The sequence below is a fragment of the Hwanghaeella sp. LZ110 genome, assembly GCF_048892525.1.
GTDB lineage: Bacteria > Pseudomonadota > Alphaproteobacteria > UBA8366 > Aestuariispiraceae > Pacificispira.
This window is the reverse complement of the sequence record NZ_JBLZHT010000008.1, coordinates 52,524-71,608: the sequence shown is the minus strand read 5'-3', so window position 1 is coordinate 71,608 and position 19,085 is coordinate 52,524. Positions and strand designations below refer to the sequence as shown.

At 54.0% G+C, this 19,085-nt stretch carries 19 protein-coding genes and 1 other RNA gene; 7 read left to right on the top strand and 13 right to left on the bottom strand.

From position 1 onward, the window contains the following. Positions 1 to 117 precede the first annotated feature (117 nt). The 3 genes from ACOSDM_RS15740 to ssrA form a co-directional block, all read right to left on the bottom strand. Positions 118 to 1,305 (bottom strand): sensor histidine kinase, encoded by a 1,188-nt coding sequence (locus tag ACOSDM_RS15740; protein WP_420725505.1) that lies wholly within the window; start codon positions 1,303 to 1,305, stop codon positions 118 to 120. Beyond that, positions 1,305 to 1,850 carry a methanogen output domain 1-containing protein gene (locus ACOSDM_RS15735; protein WP_420725504.1) on the bottom strand — a complete coding sequence of 182 codons (546 nt, stop codon included), beginning with the start codon at positions 1,848 to 1,850 and terminating at the stop codon, positions 1,305 to 1,307. Before ACOSDM_RS15735 ends, ACOSDM_RS15740 begins: the two co-directional genes overlap by 1 nt. 165 nt (positions 1,851 to 2,015) lie before the next feature. After that, positions 2,016 to 2,415: a transfer-messenger RNA gene (gene ssrA / locus ACOSDM_RS15730) on the bottom strand. Between the two features lie 39 nt (positions 2,416 to 2,454). Here ssrA and ACOSDM_RS15725 point away from each other — a divergent pair. The 6 genes from ACOSDM_RS15725 (at position 2,455) to ACOSDM_RS15700 (ending at position 7,099) form a co-directional block, all read left to right on the top strand. Further along, complete coding sequence (locus ACOSDM_RS15725; protein WP_420725503.1) at positions 2,455 to 3,249, top strand: thymidylate synthase; 795 nt, start codon at positions 2,455 to 2,457, stop codon at positions 3,247 to 3,249. Between the two features lie 10 nt (positions 3,250 to 3,259). Then, complete coding sequence (locus tag ACOSDM_RS15720; protein WP_420725502.1) at positions 3,260 to 3,673, top strand: TfoX/Sxy family protein; 414 nt, start codon at positions 3,260 to 3,262, stop codon at positions 3,671 to 3,673. Next, positions 3,670 to 4,194: a dihydrofolate reductase gene (locus ACOSDM_RS15715; protein WP_420725501.1), complete on the top strand. Its 525-nt coding sequence runs from the start codon at positions 3,670 to 3,672 to the stop codon at positions 4,192 to 4,194. The genes ACOSDM_RS15720 and ACOSDM_RS15715 overlap by 4 nt, the downstream gene beginning before the upstream one ends. Positions 4,195 to 4,287: 93 nt before the next feature. Then, on the top strand, positions 4,288 to 5,259 hold the full coding sequence (trxB, locus tag ACOSDM_RS15710) for a thioredoxin-disulfide reductase (RefSeq protein WP_420725500.1): 972 nt from the start codon (positions 4,288 to 4,290) through the stop codon (positions 5,257 to 5,259). Positions 5,260 to 5,397: 138 nt separating this feature from the next. After that, entirely contained in the window at positions 5,398 to 5,940 is a 543-nt protein-coding gene (locus ACOSDM_RS15705; RefSeq protein WP_420725499.1) for a bactofilin family protein, read from the top strand. A 79-nt stretch (positions 5,941 to 6,019) separates the two neighbouring features. Next, complete coding sequence (locus ACOSDM_RS15700; protein ID WP_420725498.1) at positions 6,020 to 7,099, top strand: mandelate racemase/muconate lactonizing enzyme family protein; 1,080 nt, start codon at positions 6,020 to 6,022, stop codon at positions 7,097 to 7,099. A gap of 9 nt (positions 7,100 to 7,108) precedes the next feature. Here ACOSDM_RS15700 and ACOSDM_RS15695 read toward each other — a convergent pair whose 3' ends face one another. The 10 genes from ACOSDM_RS15695 to ACOSDM_RS15650 all read right to left on the bottom strand — a co-directional run bounded on the left by ACOSDM_RS15695 (position 7,109) and on the right by ACOSDM_RS15650 (position 17,154). Beyond that, on the bottom strand, positions 7,109 to 8,062 hold the full coding sequence (locus ACOSDM_RS15695; protein WP_420725497.1) for a cation diffusion facilitator family transporter: 954 nt from the start codon (positions 8,060 to 8,062) through the stop codon (positions 7,109 to 7,111). A 12-nt stretch (positions 8,063 to 8,074) separates the two neighbouring features. Beyond that, a complete protein-coding gene (locus ACOSDM_RS15690) occupies positions 8,075 to 9,241 on the bottom strand; it encodes an acetyl-CoA acetyltransferase (RefSeq protein ID WP_420725496.1) in 1,167 nt (388 codons plus the stop codon). An 83-nt stretch (positions 9,242 to 9,324) separates the two neighbouring features. Then, complete coding sequence (gene pcaG / locus ACOSDM_RS15685; protein ID WP_420725495.1) at positions 9,325 to 9,915, bottom strand: protocatechuate 3,4-dioxygenase subunit alpha; 591 nt, start codon at positions 9,913 to 9,915, stop codon at positions 9,325 to 9,327. Between the two features lie 4 nt (positions 9,916 to 9,919). Continuing rightward, positions 9,920 to 10,621, bottom strand: coding sequence for a protocatechuate 3,4-dioxygenase subunit beta (gene pcaH / locus ACOSDM_RS15680; protein ID WP_420725494.1), 702 nt, complete (start codon positions 10,619 to 10,621; stop codon positions 9,920 to 9,922). A 4-nt stretch (positions 10,622 to 10,625) separates the two neighbouring features. Further along, the gene (gene pcaC, locus ACOSDM_RS15675) at positions 10,626 to 11,036 is read right to left on the bottom strand and encodes a 4-carboxymuconolactone decarboxylase (RefSeq protein WP_420725493.1); all 411 of its coding nucleotides are present in this window, start codon (positions 11,034 to 11,036) and stop codon (positions 10,626 to 10,628) included. Between the two features lie 928 nt (positions 11,037 to 11,964). Beyond that, positions 11,965 to 12,726: an ABC transporter ATP-binding protein gene (locus ACOSDM_RS15670; RefSeq protein WP_420725492.1), complete on the bottom strand. Its 762-nt coding sequence runs from the start codon at positions 12,724 to 12,726 to the stop codon at positions 11,965 to 11,967. After that, a complete protein-coding gene (locus tag ACOSDM_RS15665; protein ID WP_420725491.1) occupies positions 12,723 to 13,478 on the bottom strand; it encodes an ABC transporter ATP-binding protein in 756 nt (251 codons plus the stop codon). The genes ACOSDM_RS15670 and ACOSDM_RS15665 overlap by 4 nt, the downstream gene beginning before the upstream one ends. Before the next feature lie 2 nt (positions 13,479 to 13,480). After that, the gene (locus ACOSDM_RS15660) at positions 13,481 to 14,644 is read right to left on the bottom strand and encodes a branched-chain amino acid ABC transporter permease (RefSeq protein ID WP_420725490.1); all 1,164 of its coding nucleotides are present in this window, start codon (positions 14,642 to 14,644) and stop codon (positions 13,481 to 13,483) included. A gap of 4 nt (positions 14,645 to 14,648) precedes the next feature. Further along, positions 14,649 to 15,686: a branched-chain amino acid ABC transporter permease gene (locus ACOSDM_RS15655; protein ID WP_420725489.1), complete on the bottom strand. Its 1,038-nt coding sequence runs from the start codon at positions 15,684 to 15,686 to the stop codon at positions 14,649 to 14,651. Between the two features lie 118 nt (positions 15,687 to 15,804). Continuing rightward, entirely contained in the window at positions 15,805 to 17,154 is a 1,350-nt protein-coding gene (locus tag ACOSDM_RS15650; RefSeq protein ID WP_420725488.1) for a substrate-binding protein, read from the bottom strand. 318 nt (positions 17,155 to 17,472) lie between these two features. Here ACOSDM_RS15650 and ACOSDM_RS15645 point away from each other — a divergent pair, with 318 nt between their 5' ends. Then, positions 17,473 to 19,083 carry a helix-turn-helix domain-containing protein gene (locus ACOSDM_RS15645; protein WP_420725487.1) on the top strand — a complete coding sequence of 537 codons (1,611 nt, stop codon included), beginning with the start codon at positions 17,473 to 17,475 and terminating at the stop codon, positions 19,081 to 19,083. Positions 19,084 to 19,085 lie beyond the last annotated feature (2 nt).

Genomic DNA, 19,085 nt, shown 5'->3' with positions numbered 1-19,085 from the left:
ACGACTTTGTTACCGAGACTGCTTACGCAGCGACAGCAACTGGGTGGGCTGCAGCGCCCATCACAGATCAGTGGCTGATACCCGCCTGTGGTTACGAAAAACCGTCGCCTTGAAATGCTATAGCGTGGACATATCTAACATCGCAGCGGGAATTGTCATTGTTGCAATTGTCCCTTTCCCCGGTGCGCTGTCGATAGAGATTCGCGCGCCAATCGCCTCAGCAGATCGACTTGTAAGATATAATCCCATTCCAAAACCGGTCTTGTTGGTCGCATAGGCGTCTCGTGAATTAGACCGCAAAAGAGTTTCAAGCTTTTCAGGATCAATTCCGGGCCCATCATCAATCACACTGACATTCAGGTCAGAGCCCATTTGCCAATCCACATCGACCTTAATATGCCCGCCTTCTTCGATATGCTTCGTGGCATTGCCAATCAGGTTCATTAGAATTTGCTTAACCAATGTCTTTTCCGCCCGAATTCGGGGGGCGCGAATGTTCGTGGGCACCAACAAATCGATACCGCGCCGCTGGGCAATTGGGGATGCGACGCGATGACAGCTATCCAGACAGTCTGACAAATCCGCCAGAAGGTCCTTCGTCCGGTCCAGAATATCCGTGTCTTCGGTCATCGACAGAGCAGAATTCACCTGTTCCAGCAGAATTTCGCCACTGAGCTTAATGTCATTAACATAGTCATTGTAGCGTGGATTCATCTTTCCAAAAGGTTCAGACAGGATGAATTCAGACATCCCGAGCACCGCATTCAACGGGGTCCTGAGATCATGGCTCAATTGCGCCATAATAAGATCACGCATATTGTTTACGGCATTCAACTGACCCAATAGGCTGCGCAGTTCATCCTCAATCCGTGCCCGTCTGGCGCATTCGTTGTTCAGGGTATCGACAAGCGTCGTCAATTCAATGAAACGGTCAATGCTGGGATTGCCCTGGAAAAACCTTAAGATAACGGCCGCGCGATCCCCATACTGCGTTCGCCAGCCTTCAACACGCAATGACGTCGAAACGCCATTTTGCCCGCTTTGTTGGAAAATTTTTGGCAAAGGCTCCCTGGTTCCCAGCCAATCCCTTAAAGCCTGCTGAAAAAATTCCGTCGAGTTGGAGAAGATATCTGTCAGCTTTTTCTCTGATTTCGGACGTATCACATGGCCAAAAGCAGAGGCGAAGCGATCATTCCCTCTTAAAACAAACCCGTCGGCTGCAATTAAAAGGATTGGCTCTGGAATAGAGCCCCAAATAGCAAGGGCTGCATCCTCATCGCTATCCTCTGGGTGAGGGGCCGCCATTAGGGATCCTCATCAATGCGAAAATATTCTCGCCCGCTTGCTTTTTCCTTGTCCGACTCCTGCGGGTTCAGCCCAATACGAACCAGACATCGATCATTTCCAAGCGCAAATGATTCTTCGACTTCGACACGGGCATATCCCAGATTTTCTGCTGTGATGCGACCGAAAACATTTGATGTCATCATACACAGGGCGGGTCTACCGCGCACATTTTCCCCAAATGGGCATTTCCGATTGCCCAGCACAATTTCCGTTTCGTCTTGTGATATCACATAGAAATCACCGTCAATGCGCTGCTTAAGATCAACCATAGCTTCAACCGCCTGGTTTGCAGTCAGTCGGCTCTGGCCAAATGATTTCCGATACAGTGTATTTAAAGTATCCCCCATACGCGCGCCGACAATGGACACGAACCCGCGGGCTTCTTGCATTCCAATGGAATCCTGCAAAACCCCCGCCAAATCACGCAACATACTTTGCATAAAGCTGTCACGATCCAACGGCACATCGATTTCAGAGCGGTTTTTGCGTTTCTGGGACATCATATCCTCTAGAATCAGGCTTAAAATAAGCCTATGCTATTAATTGTTTCATATTTACCACCCGCTATCAATGCCATAGGCAGGTGACTATCAGATTAATCGAACCGACCTTCCCTCCTTAAATCGGAGGAATATCAAAAATATTGCACAATCGGCAGCTTTTCAGAAAACGGGGGGTTCTGTTGCTAGGCCCCCCCAGGCCCCACCTAGCAGAGGATGAGTCCACTAGGAATTACGACTTTGTTACCGAGACTGCTTACGCAGCGACAGCAACCATCTCGTCGTTATCGTTCGCATTTAGCGATTTGGCCCGATACGGCGGTACCATGCCGGACGCAGACATCTGCCTTTACCACGCGTGTCGATCCTATTTCGCCCCCATAGTCCCTCCCTGTCTTTCAAGGGAGGTGCCGAGGGACCATCTTTACGCTGGCTCCATCGGCGAAATTGGTGGAGGCGCCGGGTACTGCCCCCGGGTCCACTACGCTTATTCCGCAGCGCCCTCTAGCGCCATAGTCGATTGCTCGACGAAATATATATAGGGAGTTCCCCGAATGAATGAAAGGGGTTTTCAGATTGCCTCAGAATCCTCTTTAATAGTGTCGCCATGAAGCAATACCTAGATCTACTGCAGGATGTCCGGAACAACGGCATCGAAAAGACCGACCGAACCGGGACAGGAACGCTGTCTGTTTTCGGGCGACAGATGCGTTTTGACTTGTCAGAGGGCTTCCCCCTGTTGACCACAAAAAAGCTGCATCTGCGCTCTATTATCCATGAATTGCTGTGGTTCCTGAAAGGCGACACGAACATCGCCTATCTGAAAGAACATGGTGTTTCGATCTGGGATGAATGGGCCGATGAAAATGGCGATCTGGGCCCGGTCTATGGCAAGCAATGGCGGTCCTGGGCGGCACCGGACGGACGCATCATCGACCAGATGAGCACCCTTTTGGAGAGCATCAAGACCAATCCAGACAGCCGCCGGCATATGCTCAGCGCCTGGAATCCGGCGGATATCGACTCCATGGCGCTGCCCCCCTGTCACTGCCTGTTTCAATTCTATGTCGCCGAAGGACGCCTGAGTTGCCAACTCTATCAGCGCAGCGCCGACATTTTTCTGGGTGTGCCATTCAACATCGCCTCCTACGCTTTGTTGACGATGATGGTGGCGCAAGCCTGTCGATTGGAACCTGGCGATTTCGTCCACACGCTGGGCGATGCGCATCTATATTTGAACCATCTGGAACAAGCCGACCTGCAGCTTACGCGCAGTCCCAGCCCGTTGCCGAAAATGACCTTGAACCCGCGCGTTCACGATCTTTTTGGTTTCCAGTACGACGATTTTACGCTTACTGAATATAATCCGCACCCCACCATAAAAGCCCCGATCGCGGTTTAGGCGGCAGGGCATGGCGGTCAGCAAAGATTATCTGGACTGGCTGTGTGAACGACTGGAGCCGCTGGGGCCCATCACGCCGCGCCGGATGTTCAGCGGCGCGGGCCTGTTCATCGACGGGGCGATGTTTGGCATTGTGTTGAATGACACGCTGTATTGGAAGAGCGATGCCCTGACCGCGGCACAATTCGATGCCGCAGACTGCGCGCCCTTCAGCTACCAGAAGAAAACCGGCACCACCATCGTCGCCGCTCTGCGCAAATGCCCCGATGAGGCCTTTGACGAGGATGACCTGCTGTTAGACTGGGCACGGTTAGGCCTGGAGGCAGGGCGTCGCGCAGCGTTGAAGAAGGCTGCACGTAAGGCCAGAACCAAGAAGCCTTCGGCTAAGGCCAGTCGGGCGAAAAAGGTAAAAACAAAACCATGACAGAAATTCACATCGCCTTTGTTGTCGCCATTGCCCGCAATGGGGCCATTGGTATTGAAGGGGGACTTCCCTGGCGTTTGCCCGGTGACCTGGCTTTCTTTAAACGCATGACGATGGGAAAGCCGATCCTGATGGGGCGCAAGACCTGGGAATCTTTGCCCCGCAAGCCCCTGCCCGGTCGCCCGAATCTGATTGTTACTCGCGACGCGGGCTATAAAGCGGATGGGGCCGAGGTGTTTTCCCATATCGATGATGCCCTGGCCCGAGGGCGCAATCTGGCACGAGAAATGGGAGTCGATGAAATCAGTGTTATCGGCGGCGCAGAAATCTATCGCCAGACCCTGCCTGTTGCGACACGCCTGTATATTACAGAGGTCGATGCAGAGCCCGAGGCTGATACATTCTTCCCAGACTTTGATCGCAGCCAATGGCAGGAAGCATGGCGAGAACCCGGGCCGCCACCAACGGACCCAGCCATTTCCGCCCCGGATTATTCATTTATTCTGCTGACACGGAAATAATCGCAAGGAAGCGGTTGCGGATGCGGGCCGGGTGATTATCTTGACGAAAGATCACCGCCCCCGCGCCACCAACAATCCAGCAGAGGACATCTCATGGCCCAGCAGCATCACACCAAAGTCCTGATCATCGGTGCCGGACCGGCAGGATACACGGCCGCTATCTATGCCGCGCGTGCCAATCTGGAACCCATGCTGGTTGCAGGCTTGCAGCCCGGCGGGCAATTGATGATTACCACGGATGTTGAGAATTATCCCGGCTATGAGGATGTGATCCAGGGCCCTTGGTTGATGGACCAGATGCAAAAACAGGCTGAAAAAGTCGGCACCAAGATCCATTATGACCTGATCATGGATGTTGATTTTACCAGCCGCCCGATGAAGGCTATCGGTGATGGTGGCACAGTCTATCTGGCCGACAGCATCATCATCGCAACTGGGGCCCAGGCCCGCTGGTTGGGCCTGCCCAGTGAACAGACCTTCATGGGCGGGGGCGTTTCTGCCTGCGCGACCTGTGATGGATTTTTCTTCCGGGGTAAAGATGTCGCCGTCGTCGGGGGCGGCAACACCGCCGTCGAAGAGGCGCTGTATCTGACCAATCATGCAAAATCAGTGACCCTGATCCACCGCCGCGACAGTTTGCGTGCGGAAAAGATCCTGCAGGACCGCCTGATCAAACATCCAAAAGTTTCGGTAATCTGGGATACGGTGGTTGAAGAAATCTGTGGCTCTCAAAATCCCCCCAGTGTTGAATCCCTGAAACTGCGCAATCGAAACACAGACGCCGTGTCCGAACTTGCCGTCGATGGCATATTCGTTGCCATCGGGCATGATCCCGCGACCGCTGTCTTCAAGGGCCACCTGGAGATGGATGAGGAAGGATATCTGATTACCGCGCCGGATTCGACGGCCACCAATCGACCCGGTGTCTTCGCTGCGGGCGATGTGAAGGATAAGATTTACAGACAGGCCGTCACCGCCGCAGGCATGGGCTGTATGGCTGCCCTGGAGGCCGAGAAATTCATCGCTGAATTGGAATCGTCCGCCGACTCTGAAGCTGCGGAATAGGTTCTCTCTTCCCATTCACGAAGCCTTTTTGAAATCTTAACAATGCGACGGTTGAACCTTGTCGCAGGCTAATCTACATTGATTAACAATTAGTTAAGGATTTCTACATCTGGTTCTTATGGGGAGGAGGAGTACCATATGTTCGGTTCAAAGGATCGGGAGCAACCACGGCCAGTCACAGAGACGCGCCCCGCGCAACGGTCTCACATCGCTGAGGGCATGTCTGTGATAGGCGATATTGATGGCGACATCGATCTTTTGCTGGATGGAAAGCTGGAGGGAAATCTTCGCTGTCGTTCCGTAACGGTCGGAAAAACCGGTGAAGTGTCCGGCCAGATCAAATCGCAGGAAGCCATTATCAACGGCTCTGTTTTTGGCAGCATCGAAGCCAAGATCGTGAAGTTGAACGTGACCGCCACGATGATCGGGGATGTCCGCCATGAAGTGATCGAGGTCGCTGCCGGTGCCAAGATCGAAGGCAATTACAGCCACATCTCAGAAAAGGCCTTACCCAAACCCACTCTGAAATCTTCGCATAAGACCGACAGTGGTGAAAAACCGCCAAAGACGCCAGCGGGCGCGATCAATCAGATCAACCCCGCCCTGTCTGAGACAGGGACCCTGTCAGAGAAACCAAAATCTGAATCGTTCAGCATAACGACAGAAGCGAAACCGCACTGAGTCAGATTGCAGCATCGGTCCATTCCGCTCATTGTAGGGGCAGGATGATTTTTGACCTTTGCCGAAAGTGCGACATGCCATGCTGATTACAGACATTACCCTGCGGCGGGTGGACCTGCCTCTGGAGCAACCGCTTCGGACCTCCATTCACCGCATAGACTCCGTCTCCTGCCTGCTGGTGACCCTGACAACGGACACTGGCCTTGAGGGTGAAGGGCATATCTTCGCATTCGGTATTGAGAAATTGCGGGTTCTGGAAGCCATGGTTCAGGCATTTGTCCCGATGGTCCTGAACCGCGACCCCTTTATGACAGAAGCCCTATGGGCCGACATGTTCCAGAACAGCAATTTCCTGGGCCAGGCGGGCATATCGGTCATGGCCATGACCCCAATCGACATCGCCTGCTGGGATATTGTGGGCAAGGCCAGCGGCCAGAACCTACACCGGGTCTTTGGCGGCAGCCGCCAGCGTGTCGCGACCTATGCCAGCGGCGGGATGTGGCTGGCCGCAAGCCCGACTGATCTTGTCCAGGAAGCACAGGATTTCCTGAAACAGGGCTTTAAGGCAATGAAGGTCCGGCTGGGTAAGATCCCCCTGGCACAGAATATCGAACGGGTTGAAGCCGTACGCGACACCATTGGTCCGGATATCAAACTGATGGCCGATGCCAATCAGGGCCTGTCTGTGCCTGAAGCCATCCAACTGGGGCGCGCCTTGGAACCATACAACCTGTTCTGGTTTGAAGAGCCCGTCCCCACCTGGGACCGCGCCGGTCACGCAGAAATCCGCACCGCCATCCCCATGGCCCTGGCATCTGGGGAGACGGAATATCTGCGCTATGGCATCCGGGATATGATTGAGCAGAAATCAGCCGATATCCTGATGCCCGATCTTCAGCGCATGGGCGGCTATACGGAATTTCGGCGGGTCATCGGCCAAATGGCGGCGGCCAGCATCCCCTTCTCCCCTCACCTGTTTACCGAACACAGCCTGTCCCTGGTCACCAGCGACTGCCTATTCATCGAATATATGCCCTGGTTCGCCCCACTGTTCCGCGAGAAGGTGACAATCAACCCAGACGGCACCCTGGACATCCCCACCCGCCCCGGCACCGGCTTCACCTTCGACCTGGACGCACTGGAGGCATATCGGGTTTAGAGCATTGCCTTAATGGTGATGGGTATGTTTGAGCGCAGGACTGTCTTCTGCCGCGTGCCCGATCGTCTGGGGTTCTGGGCAGGCATGATGGGTGCATTCCAATTCCAATGTGGCGTGGTGGATGTGGAAGTGGGAGGCTAAGCGGTCTTTGATCGCATGTTTGATCGCATCGGCCTGCGACCATTTGCCTTCTGTAATCACGACATGGGCGTCCAGGGCGTTTTCGTGTTCCTGCATCTGCCACAGATGGACATGGTGGATGCTGTCCACCCCAGGCACGGCGCGAATATCACTCAACACCTTTTGCGTATCCAGTCCGGGCGCATTGCCCAGCATTAGGATGCGGATGGCGGGGCCAATCTCACTAAAAGCCATATACAGAATATAGCCCGCAATCAGCAGCGTCACCAAGGGGTCGACCAGCCACCAGTCAAACAGGATCACCAGACTGCCTGCCAGAATAACCGCAACCGACCCCATCGCATCGGCCAGATTATGCAGGAAGGCCGCACGGATATTCATGCTGTCCTTGGACATCGAATAGGTCAGCAGGGCGGTGACCAGATCCACCACCAGCGCAACAGCGGCAATGATGACCACCATCCACCCCGCCACTGGTTCAGGTTGAAAGAACCGCATCACGGCCTCATAGACCAGATACAGGCCGATCACGATCAGGGTCGTATAATTGACCAATGCGGCAACGACTTCTGCGCGACCATAGCCAAAGGTCATATCCTCATTCGCCGGTCGCCTGGCGATCTTGCGGGCAACGAAGGCAATGATCAGCGAAATCGCGTCCGAAAAATTATGCAGGGCATCGGCGATCAGGGCCAGACTGCCCGACAGGACACCACCGACAATCTGCACCACCGTCAGGGCCATGTTCACGAACACAGCCCAGAACACTTTCGCATCCCCTGCTTCGGGATCAACGTGATGGTGGTGGTGATGACCCGCCATGGCCTTTCCTGGTTATTTCACTGCCTCCAGAATGGAGACGTAGTTGGCAACCGCCGCACCGCCCATGTTGAAGATACCGCCCAGCTTGGCATCCTTCACCTGTATATCCTCGGCATCGCCCCGGGTTTGCATGGCGGTTAAGACATGCATGGAAACGCCCGTCGCCCCAATGGGGTGGCCTTTTGCCTTCAAGCCACCGGACGCATTGACCGGCAACTTGCCGTCTTTCTGAGTAACACCGTCCAGAGCTGCTTTCGCCCCCTCACCACGCTTGGCAAGGCCCATAGCTTCATATTGCATCAATTCCGCGATGGTGAAGCAGTCATGGGTTTCGACGAAATCCAGATCATCCAGTTTCAGGCCGGACTTGGTAAACGCCTGATCCCAGGCGCGCGCACAGCCATCCAGATAGGTCATGTCCCGCCGGGACAGCGGCAGGTAATCATTCACCTGTGCCCGTGCCCGGAAAGCGACCGCCTTCTTCATGCCCAAGGCGGTATCCATATCGGCCATGACCAGCGCCGCAGCGCCATCCGATACCAGCGAACAATCCGTGCGTTTCAAAGGTCCCGCGACAATCGGGTTCTTGTCCGAAACGGTGCGGCAGAACTCAAATCCCAGATCTTTGCGAATCTGAGCATAGGGATTGTCACAGCCATTTTTGTGATTTTTGGCCGCGATGGTCGCCAGCGCGTCGGACTGATCGCCATGCTTCTGGAAATAGCCATTGCAGATCTGCCCAAAGACGCCTGCAAAGCCCCCTTCGACACCGCTTTCTTCCTTAAGGTAGGACGCCTGCAACAGGATACCACCAATCTCAGGTCCGGGCGTTGACGTCATCTTCTCCACACCGATGACCAATACGATGCGCCCCTGTTTCGCCTCCAGGAAGTTCACGCCCTGATGCACCGCAGCCGATCCGGTCGCACAGGCATTTTCCAACCGTGTTGATGGTTTAAAGCGCAATCCATCGACAGAGTTCATGACCAGAGACGACCCGAAATCCTGCTTGGAGAAGCCGCCATTGTACCAGCCCAGATAGATCGCATCGACATCTTCCGCCGCAACACCAGCATCGGCTAACGCCTGTTCGGCAACACGCCCGATCAGGCTTTCAACATCCTCATCTTCTAACTTCCCAAATTTCGTATGGGCCCAGCCAACGATTGCTGCGGTCATGATATCGTCTCCTCAAATGTTTTGTTTCTCTGACTCTATCCCAACTGGAAGAGACGGTCGAGGCCTCCCCCCTGAGCATAAAGTCACAGGTCGAAGAACACAGTCTCCCCATCCCCCTGCATGCGAATGTCAAAGCGATAAACAATTCCCTGATCCGTCTCCAGACGTTTGGCGATCAGCGTATTGCGTCGGTCTTCCGGCACCAGGGCCAGAACGGGATCGCTGTCATTGGCGGTGGCTTCATCCTGGAAGTAAACCCGCGTATAGGCGTGGGACAACAGCCCCCTGGAAAACACGATCATATTGATATGGGGCGCACAGCCAGGCTCCGCACAGCCAGGCTTCACAGTCTCGAAACGATAGGATTTGTCCGGTGCCGTGCCCGTTCCACAGCGCGCAAATCCCGTGAACCCGCTGTTTGCGCCGCCGGGCGCACCAGGATAGCGTCCCTGTGCATCCGCCTGCCAGATTTCCAGCATGGCGTCTTCGATCACTGCCCCCTGGCCATCCAATACGCGCCCTTCCAGGCGAATACGCGGGCCACCTGCTTCTGCCAACCCTTCCACTTCCGGCCCGGCAGCGCTTTTCAACGGATAGCCATATTGTGTGGGCGTCAGGCCATAGGCGAAATAGGGCCCGACGGTTTGTGACGGGGTTTGACCCAGCTTTGACATTGGTTCACTCCTCCATCGGGGTAGCGTTGCGGCCACGCAGAACGATATCGAAGCGATATCCCAACGCATAGGCCTCTTGTGTCACATCAATTGCGAAATCCGCGACAAGGCGATCCCGTGCACCCTCCGGCGTTGCCAGAAAAATCGGGTCCAGCGCCAAGAGCGGATCTCCCGGAAAATACATCTGAGTCACCAGCCTTGTGCCAAAGCTGGGTCCGAACAGCGACAGATGGATGTGATTGGGGCGCCAGGCATTGAAATGGTTCGGCCAGGGATAAGCGCCTGGCTTAATGGTCATGAACTGATAGACACCCTGATCATCGGTGGCGCACCGGCCGGCGCCAAAGAAATTCGGGTCCAGGGGCGCATCATGCTGGTCCTTGCTGTGAACATACCGCCCGGCCGCATTGGCCTGCCAGATTTCCACCAGGGTATTGGGGATTGCGCGACCATCCTCATCCAACACGCGGCCGGTGACGATAATACGCTCGCCCTGGGGTTCGCCATTCACGCGCCCGTTGCGGGTCAGGTCGGCATCATGCTCAAAGACATGGTCCTTCCCAAAGCGCGGCCCCAACCCCTCTCCCAACCCTGTTGGCAGTTTGATCAGGGGCTGCTTTGGGCCCCGCAGACCGGTCGATTTGTATCCAGGATCTATATAGGCGGGGTGGCTGGCCCAATCGCGCGGCGACAAAGAATCCGTCATGGCGTCATTCTCCTGCTTTTTCTTCTTCGGCCATGGCGGCCAATTCACGCTTCACATATTTGATGGCATTGTTCGCGGCGGGCACCCCTGCATAGACTGCGACATGCATCATCACTTCGCGAATATCCTCCGCCGTGGCGCCTGTATTGCGGCTGGCGCGAACATGCATCGCAACCTCATCGTAATGACCAAGACCCGCCAATAAGGCAATCGTCACCAGACTGCGTTCCCGCTTGGTGAAATGATCTCCCGCCCAGACGGTGCCCCAGGCCCCTTCCGTGATGAAATTCTGAAAGGGAATATCAAAATCAGTCTTATTGGCTTCAGCACGGTCGACATGCTTGTCGCCCAGAACACTGCGACGGACAGTCATGCCTTTTGTGTAGCGATCTTTTGGACCCGATGATGTTGTCATTGATGTACCCTCCCTAACATTATTCTTCGACATCTAACTATTTTGATCACTTTAGCGCTGATCCCCCGACACCTCAATCTGAACGATCTTTGAGAATCGGAAAGACAGGCAGATTTACCGTCAGTTCTTCTATTCGATGTTAGGAGTAAATAAAATCGATAGGTTACTACAAGCCATCCAATCATGGATCGCTTGAAACCCTCTTCTTCGCGCTATAACAGCTTCAACAAGCTGATAGCACTTCATACCAGAGGCCTATAGCATCAGCAGAAAATTAAGAAGCGAAGTATTAAGAATGTCAAAAAAAACTGCTAATAAACCCAAGATCAGGATCATACATATTTGGAAATGTACCCCAAATTAAATCCAAAATTGATATCATTCCGACGGGAGACATTTTTCTCTTTCAAGGAAAGCATGTGGGTCCGAACAGGGGCTTCGGAGCCATACATATTTGGAGAGAACACGCCAAAGAAATGGCGCAAATCGGACTGACATCTTTTGATGAAGTCCCAAACTTTGTCTCAAACATTGTCCAAATTGGAACACCACTATACTTCGGTGACAGATACTCGCGTAAAATTCGACTGATGGCTGTCCGTCATGTCTCCGGCACTGCAATTCTGGAATGCATTCAACGAAACGACGGCACAATTTGGTCAATTGTCACAGCTTTTTCAGGAACAAATACGCACGGAACCCGTGTGGGATCCGTGCGCTAATTTAGGTGTCGCAGTAGCAGCGTTTCCTTAGCTCAATGGGTTCGGAAACCACCCGAAGTGTCCTGCGAATAAACTCCCTGCAGAGTTTACCATCCACATGAGCAGGCCGATTTACAGGTGACGCCAACTCAAAATGCTCTTTATGACACACATGACAGATAGGCGTTTTCGCGCCAAAAGTCAATTCCTCACAGAGACGCCCTTGATTAAATCGCCAGATATTCCTGGCGCAGTTCCGCGTTATCCAGCACTTCCTTTGCGGTGCCGTCGAACACCACCTGGCCCATATCCAGGATCAGGGCGCGGTCTGCGAGATGCAGGGCCGCAATGGCATTCTGTTCTACGATGATGGTCGTCATGCCCAATTTCTTGATTTCTTCCAGCGTCCGTTCAATCTCTTGCACGATCACGGGGGCCAGACCTTCATAGGGCTCGTCCAACAGCAACAGTTTCACATCGCGCGCCAGGGCGCGGGCAACAGCCAGCATTTGCTGTTCTCCGCCCGACAGGGTTGTCCCCTCCTGACTGCGGCGTTCTCCCAGACGCGGAAACAATTCATACAAACGTTCAATTGGCCAGCCGACCGGTGGGGCGATTTGTGCCAATTGCAGATTTTCGTGCACGGTCAGGCCCTGAATGATGCGTCGATCTTCCGGCACCAGACCAATACCGGTTCGGGCGGCCTGATGTGCCTCCATCGTGTGCAGGGGTTCATGATCCAGCCAGACCTCCCCCTGTCGTAACTCTGGAGAAGCCACGCGCGCCAACGCCCGTAATGTTGAGGTCTTACCCGCCCCATTGCGCCCTAAAAGGGCAAGAATTTCGCCTTCCTTGATGGAAAAGCTAACGCCCTGAACGATATAGCTTTCACCATAATAAGCATGCAGATTATGAACTGCGAAATAGGCGGTATCACCGCCAGAGGTCGCCGCCGGTTGAACGCGCGCGGCTCTTTGTGTCCCATTCATAGATGCGCTCCCCCGAGATAAGCTTCTTGAACCTTTTCATTCCCTTTTATTTTGGAGGGAACATCTTCAACAATTACCGTCCCCTGAGCCAGAACGGAAATCCGATCCGCCAGAGAGAATACAACATGCATATCGTGCTCAATCACGATCTTGGTGATGCCCCGGCCACCAATCTTTTTCAACAGATCGATTGTTGCATTCGTATCGGCGCGAGACATCCCCGCCGTTGGTTCATCCAACAACAGCAGCACCGGATCCTGAACCAGACACATTGCCAGTTCCAATCGGCGCTTGTCCCCGCGCGACATGCTGGAGGACGTCTTATCCCGATCATTGGCCAGGCCGACTTCTTCCAACATATGCATTGCCTTTTCCCGGATTTCGCCATGACGGGCGACATCAGAAAAAGCATTCAATTTGAAAGCGCCGTCCCGTTTGGCAAATGCCGGGATCATGACATTTTCCAGCAAAGATAATTCTGAGAAAATCTCAGGCGTCTGAAACACCCGCACCACACCGGCCTGATTTATCTCATGCGGTTTCAGGCCCAACAGCGATGATCCGTTAAACATCACCGACCCGGTATCCGGTGTCAGGCGCCCGATAAAGCAGTTCAGTAAGGTGGATTTCCCCGCACCATTAGGCCCAATGATGGCGTGAACGCTGCCTTCCTGGACATCCAGATTGACATTGTGCAGCGCCTTCAGGCCCCCGAAATTCTTATTCACATCTCTTACTTCAAGAATGCCCATGACTATTCTCCCGGTGCGGGTGAGGTTTCATCCTCATTTTTTGATTTGCGTCCTATCCCCAGTCGCCGCAATCCGAACCTGCCGATGCGGTTCAGTCCCTCTGTGACGCCACCCGGCAGGAAAACAACGATGATTACGAACAGGATACCCAGGCTCAAATTCCAGCCCTCGCCCACGAAAAGGGAGGTCACGGAAACAACACCTTCTCGCAATTGATCCGGCAGGAAGCTGAAGATATCGTTCAATGTCTGATCGTTGAAGGCCGAGAAGATATTCTCAAAATACTTGATCAGCGCCGCCCCCAGGATTGGTCCAATGATCGTACCGACCCCACCCAGAATGGTCATCAGCACAACCTCACCAGAGGCCGTCCATTGCATACGCTCCGCCCCGGCCAGGGGATCGATCACACATAAAAGAGCCCCTGCCAGACCGGCATACATGCCAGAGATAACAAAGGCCGCAAGTGTATAGGGTCGCGTATTGACGCCCGTATAGTTCAGCCGGGTCTGGTTGGTTTTTACGGCTTTCAGCATCATCCCAAAGGGAGACCGAAAAATCCGCATCGCCAACCCGACCATGATGACCAGCAGTACGGCAGCGAAATAGAATCCGGGCATGCCAGTCATCTCAATCCCTGCGATATGGGAGATCAACGGCCCCCCATCGCCAACGGTTGGCGCATCAAACAGACGGGGATCATCGCGCAACACCCGCAGGCCGGTTTCCCCATTGGTAATCGGCGTCAGAACCGAATAGGCCAGATTGTAACACATTTGCGCAAAGGCAAGCGTCAGGATCGAAAAGTAGATCCCAGAGCGACGCAGGCTGATAAACCCAATCAGCAATGCAAACAGGCCCGCAACAATGATGGCAGCAATGATTGCCGGAATCGGATTCATGCCCAGCAATTTGAATGTCCAGACCGCAGTATAGGACCCGACACCCAGGAAGGCAGCATGGCCAAAAGACAGATAACCGGTCAGACCAAACAGGATATTAAACCCAGTCGCAAATATGCCGTAGATCGCAAAGCGCTGCATCAGATCCGGATAGGCAGCCCCGAAGGGAGCCAGCCAGATCGGCATGGCGAAAACGACAACGGCAAACAGCGCGAGAAGAAGCAGGTCCGACTTTTCGGACGATTTTGTAAACAATGACAACATGGCCCTACTCCATCACGCCTTTGCGTCCCATCAGACCGCGCGGGCGGACCAACAGAATGACGATTGCGATTAGATAAATGATGATTTGATCCAGGCCGATGATTCCAACCTTCGCCAAGAGATCCCGAATTTCCGACATTGACGCAAAGGACTGCAGGATACCCAGAAGGAAGCCTGCGGATACAGCCCCGCCAAGACTGCCCATCCCACCAACAACGACGACGACAAAGGACAGAACCAGGAAATCCATCCCCATATGATAATCCGGTGGCAGGATAGGTGTGTACATCACCCCTGCTGTTCCGGCGACCACCGCGGCGATGCCAAAGACGATCGTAAATCGCCGATCAATATCAATTCCCAACAAGCCCACGGTTTCGCGATCCGCCATCCCCGCACGGACCACCATCCCGAATGTTGTGAATTGAAGGAAGGCAAAGACGGACAGAATCACAATCACGGAAAAGGCCAGGTAAACCATTCGCCATAAAGGATAAACCAGGGCGCCTGGATTGCCGAACAATGCCCCAAAATCAATCGCCCCCTGCAGCATTTCCGGCGCGTTCTGTTGAATTGGATTGGCACCAAAGAAGGCCTTGATGATTTCCTGCAAAACGATGGCAAGACCAAAGGTCACCAAAATCTGCTCTGCATGCGGGCGCTTATAGAAGTAACGGATCAGCCCGCGCTCCATCACCACCCCGATCAGCAACATGACCGGAATTGCAGCAATTATCGAAATAGGGACAGAAAAGTCGATGATCGTGAGACCAAGATCGCCAAACCATTCCTGCGCCAAAGGTGTGCGTATCTCCAACGGCGTGCCCCAGGCCGTGGTCTCCGTCTGGGACAGAACCACCTTTTGGAGCGTCAGCACCTTGTTGATCGTGACCGCGCAGAACGCGCCCAACATGAACAAGGCGCCATGAGCAAAGTTCACGACCCCCAAGGTCCCGAAAATCAAGGTCAGCCCCAACGCAATCAATGCGTAGGCCGCCCCCTTGTCGAGTCCGTTTAGAACCTGCAGGAGAATCGCATCCATGGCGACCGCCCTCCCCTCTTCAAAAGTAATGAATATAAACCTGAACAGCCCTTGGATTCGGTCGGCAGCCGCCCCTTTGGGACGACTGCCTTATCCGAAACTAGATCAGATGATCCTTTTAGCCGGCGTTGCAGGCACCAAGGTCCCCTGCAAACTCACCTTCGCTTGAATCATACGTGACCTGCTCAGTTGGAACTTCCTGGACGACTTCCAGCAAGTCAAACTGTGACGACGGGTTTTCTTTACCCTTCACAACCAGCACTTTCTTGAAGCACTGGTGGTCTTCGGCGCGATACAGCGTCGGGCCGTTGCCCATGCCGTCGAACTCAAAGCCTTCCAGCGCATCAACAATGCCACATGGGTCGAACGTACCAGCACGCTCAGCCGCATCGGCATACAGCAGCGCCTGAACATAGCAGGTATGTGCTGCCTGTGACGGCGGGAAGCCATATTTCGCACCAAAGGATTTCACGAAAGCTTTGGAGCCTTCATCCTGCAGCGACCAATGCCAGTTGGTGGACCCGAAGATTCCTTTAACGGAATCGCCGGCACCCTGTGCCATCAGACGGGAATACAGCGGAACAATGACTTCGAACTGCTTACCATTGACCATCTTGTCACGCAGACCGAACTGAACCGCCTGGGTCAAGCTGTTGACCATGTCCTTGCCATAGTGGTTCAACACCAGCACATCGGCGCCGGAATTCAGAACAGGCGTGATGTACTGAGAGAAGTCACCAGCACCCAGTGGCGTGCGAACGGCATTGACCGTTTCCCAGCCCATGGCTTCGGTATACTTCTTGATCGACCCTTCCTGAGACCAGCCCCAGGTATAGTCAGCCGTCAGGTGATAGGCTTTACGATCCGTGCCGTAATTGGCTTTCAGCACCGGCGCCAGGCCAGAACCCGTCATTTCGGTGTTAAAGAAATGGCGGAACCCGTTGCGACGACGATCTTTACCCGTCGTGTCATTCGAATGGGTCAGGCCGGCCATGAAGATAACGCCAGCTTCCTGACACAGAGACTGAACCGCGATAGCAACACCCGATGACGACCCACCGGTAATCATCAACGCACCATCTTTTTCAATCATACGCTTGGCAGAAGCGCGGGCCGCATCAGACTTCGTCTGTGTATCACCTGTGGTGAATTCGACCTTTTTACCCAACACGCCGTTACCCTTCAGGGCCAGCGGCTTCATCGTGTTCATCAGGCCGCCATCACCCTCACCATTCAGGTGCTCAACTGCCAGCTGATAGGCGCGCAATTCATCCGCACCTTCATCTGCATATGCGCCCGTTTGCGGTACGTTGAAACCAAGCACAACACTGCTCTTGTTCGTTGGGTCATTCACGTAGGCGCTGGCACCCTTGGTGAAGAAATAAGGAGAGGCAAAAGCAGCCGCCCCCAAAGCAGCCGAGCCCTTAAGCAGGGTACGACGGTTTACCGGTTTAATGAAACCACCCATGTTCTGTTTCCTCCTATTGTTCAAATCTCGTTTGCGCATCCGCCCCCTTATCAACGCAAGAGCGGCCGACGTGCGGCCGCATCCCCGTTATGGGTGATGAATTTCCGCGACGCAGGCACATCTGTAAATTAGTTTTGTCAAAAATTCAATAACTCATTGACTTAAAATGATTTTCTTGTAAAAGATAAACAAAATTAAGTCTGTGAACTGTCAAAACTTTACCCCGCACCGCACAAAAACGAAACTTTCTAACGATTTAGCCGATCATTAGGTAACTTTACCCCACGTAATTTCAGCCCATGGGCGAGGATATTAACGATGGCGCAATCAGCAATCGGTTTAAAAATTAGAGACCGGCGACTAAAACTTGGACTATCTCAAACGGAATTGGCACAGCGTTTGGGGATCTCCGCCTCGTATTTGAACCTGATTGAACGCAACAAGCGCAACATTGCCTCGCGCCTGCTAAATGGTCTGGCAGACCACCTGAAAGTCGATATTGAATGGCTGGACGGCGAAGCAGAACGTCGTCTGGTTCAGGAAATACAAGAATTGGCAACAGATCCGGTGCTACGGGAATTCGATCTCGGGGAAAGCTCCGCAGCGGATCTGGTTGCCCGCAGCCCGGAATGGGCGAAAGCCATGGTTGCGATTTATCGTGCATATATCAATCGTAACGAAACCGTTGCCGCCTTGTCAGATCGCCTGAACCAGGATCCGTATCTGGGTGAGGCTATCCACAAAATGCTGACCAAGATCACGACCATTCGCTCGACCGCCGAAATCCTGGATACGATCACAGATCTGGACGATCAGGAAAGGCAGCGATTTCAGTCCATGTTGGCCATGGAAAGCACCAATCTTTCCGGAATTGCAGAAGGCATTGCACAGTTCTTTGATACCGCTGATACCGAGACCGCCGCCATGACTCCTCTGGAGGAAGTGGACGATTTTATCTTGGATCGGAACAACCATTTTCCAGAAATCGAACAGGCGGCAGAATCTTTGCGCCGGGAAATCGATGCCTTTGCGATCCCCGTTGATTCTAAAATGATTGATTATCTGACACGGCGCTTTGGTATTGCCGTCCAGTTCGTGACCAGCGATCAAATGGATCGGGATCGGGTCTGGAACAATGTCGAATTCAACGAATCGACAAAGGTTTTCCATATTGAAGACAGTGCACCGGCTGCGGGTTATCGGTTGCAGATCGCCCGGCTGATCTGTCGCTTTGCCTTGCGCAAGGTGCTTGATACACTGGTTGAAACATCCCCCTTGTTGCGCAGCGATGAAGCCCGCAGCCGTGCGCAAGGGGCTCTGGCCTCTTATGGTGCGGCCTGTCTGCTGATGCCCTATCAGGTTTTTTTGGAAGATGCAGAGCGCGCGCGGTATGACATTGAATATCTTGCCCGAAAATATGGGGCCAGCTATGAACAGATCTGCCATCGCCTGGTTTCGCTACAGCGCCCGGGTGCTGAAGGAGTGCCCTTTGCCTTCATGCGCACGGACCCGGCAGGTTTCATCACCAAGCGAATGCCCCTGCCCCGCCTGCCCCTGCCTCGATACGGGAATGCCTGTCCTTTATGGGCAGTGTATAATGCGTTCCAAACGCCAGGGGCAATCTGTCGGCAGATTGCAGAATTCCCGAATGGGGAGCGGTTTCTGTTCATCGCCCGCGCCCAGGGTAAGGCGCAGAGCCGGTTCAATGCCCCCCGTCATCTTGTCAGCGTGATGATCGCCTGTGACATTCTGTATGCGGACCGCACGATCTATGCCGATGGGCTGGATTTAAACGCCGCCGCGCTGGAAGTGCCTGTCGGCCCCAGTTGCAGGCTGTGCACGCGGCGCGCCTGCGCCTATCGAGAGCAAGCGCCCCTGGTGGAACCAGGTAAATCGGCCAGCCCTTTCGAATCGACCCTTATGTCGTAATC

Coding starts and splice junctions, on each gene's coding strand:
- pcaC (WP_420725493.1), bottom strand. CDS start 11,036: ATGACAACATCATCGGGTCCAAAAGATCGCTACACAAAAGGCATGACT.
- ACOSDM_RS15705 (WP_420725499.1), top strand. CDS start 5,398: ATGTTCGGTTCAAAGGATCGGGAGCAACCACGGCCAGTCACAGAGACG.
- ACOSDM_RS15725 (WP_420725503.1), top strand. CDS start 2,455: ATGAAGCAATACCTAGATCTACTGCAGGATGTCCGGAACAACGGCATC.
- ACOSDM_RS15670 (WP_420725492.1), bottom strand. CDS start 12,726: ATGAATGGGACACAAAGAGCCGCGCGCGTTCAACCGGCGGCGACCTCT.
- trxB (WP_420725500.1), top strand. CDS start 4,288: ATGGCCCAGCAGCATCACACCAAAGTCCTGATCATCGGTGCCGGACCG.
- ACOSDM_RS15740 (WP_420725505.1), bottom strand. CDS start 1,305: ATGGCGGCCCCTCACCCAGAGGATAGCGATGAGGATGCAGCCCTTGCT.
- ACOSDM_RS15645 (WP_420725487.1), top strand. CDS start 17,473: ATGGCGCAATCAGCAATCGGTTTAAAAATTAGAGACCGGCGACTAAAA.
- ACOSDM_RS15655 (WP_420725489.1), bottom strand. CDS start 15,686: ATGGATGCGATTCTCCTGCAGGTTCTAAACGGACTCGACAAGGGGGCG.
- ACOSDM_RS15690 (WP_420725496.1), bottom strand. CDS start 9,241: ATGACCGCAGCAATCGTTGGCTGGGCCCATACGAAATTTGGGAAGTTA.
- ACOSDM_RS15660 (WP_420725490.1), bottom strand. CDS start 14,644: ATGTTGTCATTGTTTACAAAATCGTCCGAAAAGTCGGACCTGCTTCTT.
- pcaH (WP_420725494.1), bottom strand. CDS start 10,621: ATGACGGATTCTTTGTCGCCGCGCGATTGGGCCAGCCACCCCGCCTAT.
- ACOSDM_RS15665 (WP_420725491.1), bottom strand. CDS start 13,478: ATGGGCATTCTTGAAGTAAGAGATGTGAATAAGAATTTCGGGGGCCTG.
- ACOSDM_RS15715 (WP_420725501.1), top strand. CDS start 3,670: ATGACAGAAATTCACATCGCCTTTGTTGTCGCCATTGCCCGCAATGGG.
- ACOSDM_RS15720 (WP_420725502.1), top strand. CDS start 3,260: ATGGCGGTCAGCAAAGATTATCTGGACTGGCTGTGTGAACGACTGGAG.
- pcaG (WP_420725495.1), bottom strand. CDS start 9,915: ATGTCAAAGCTGGGTCAAACCCCGTCACAAACCGTCGGGCCCTATTTC.
- ACOSDM_RS15735 (WP_420725504.1), bottom strand. CDS start 1,850: ATGATGTCCCAGAAACGCAAAAACCGCTCTGAAATCGATGTGCCGTTG.
- ACOSDM_RS15650 (WP_420725488.1), bottom strand. CDS start 17,154: ATGGGTGGTTTCATTAAACCGGTAAACCGTCGTACCCTGCTTAAGGGC.
- ACOSDM_RS15700 (WP_420725498.1), top strand. CDS start 6,020: ATGCTGATTACAGACATTACCCTGCGGCGGGTGGACCTGCCTCTGGAG.
- ACOSDM_RS15695 (WP_420725497.1), bottom strand. CDS start 8,062: ATGGCGGGTCATCACCACCACCATCACGTTGATCCCGAAGCAGGGGAT.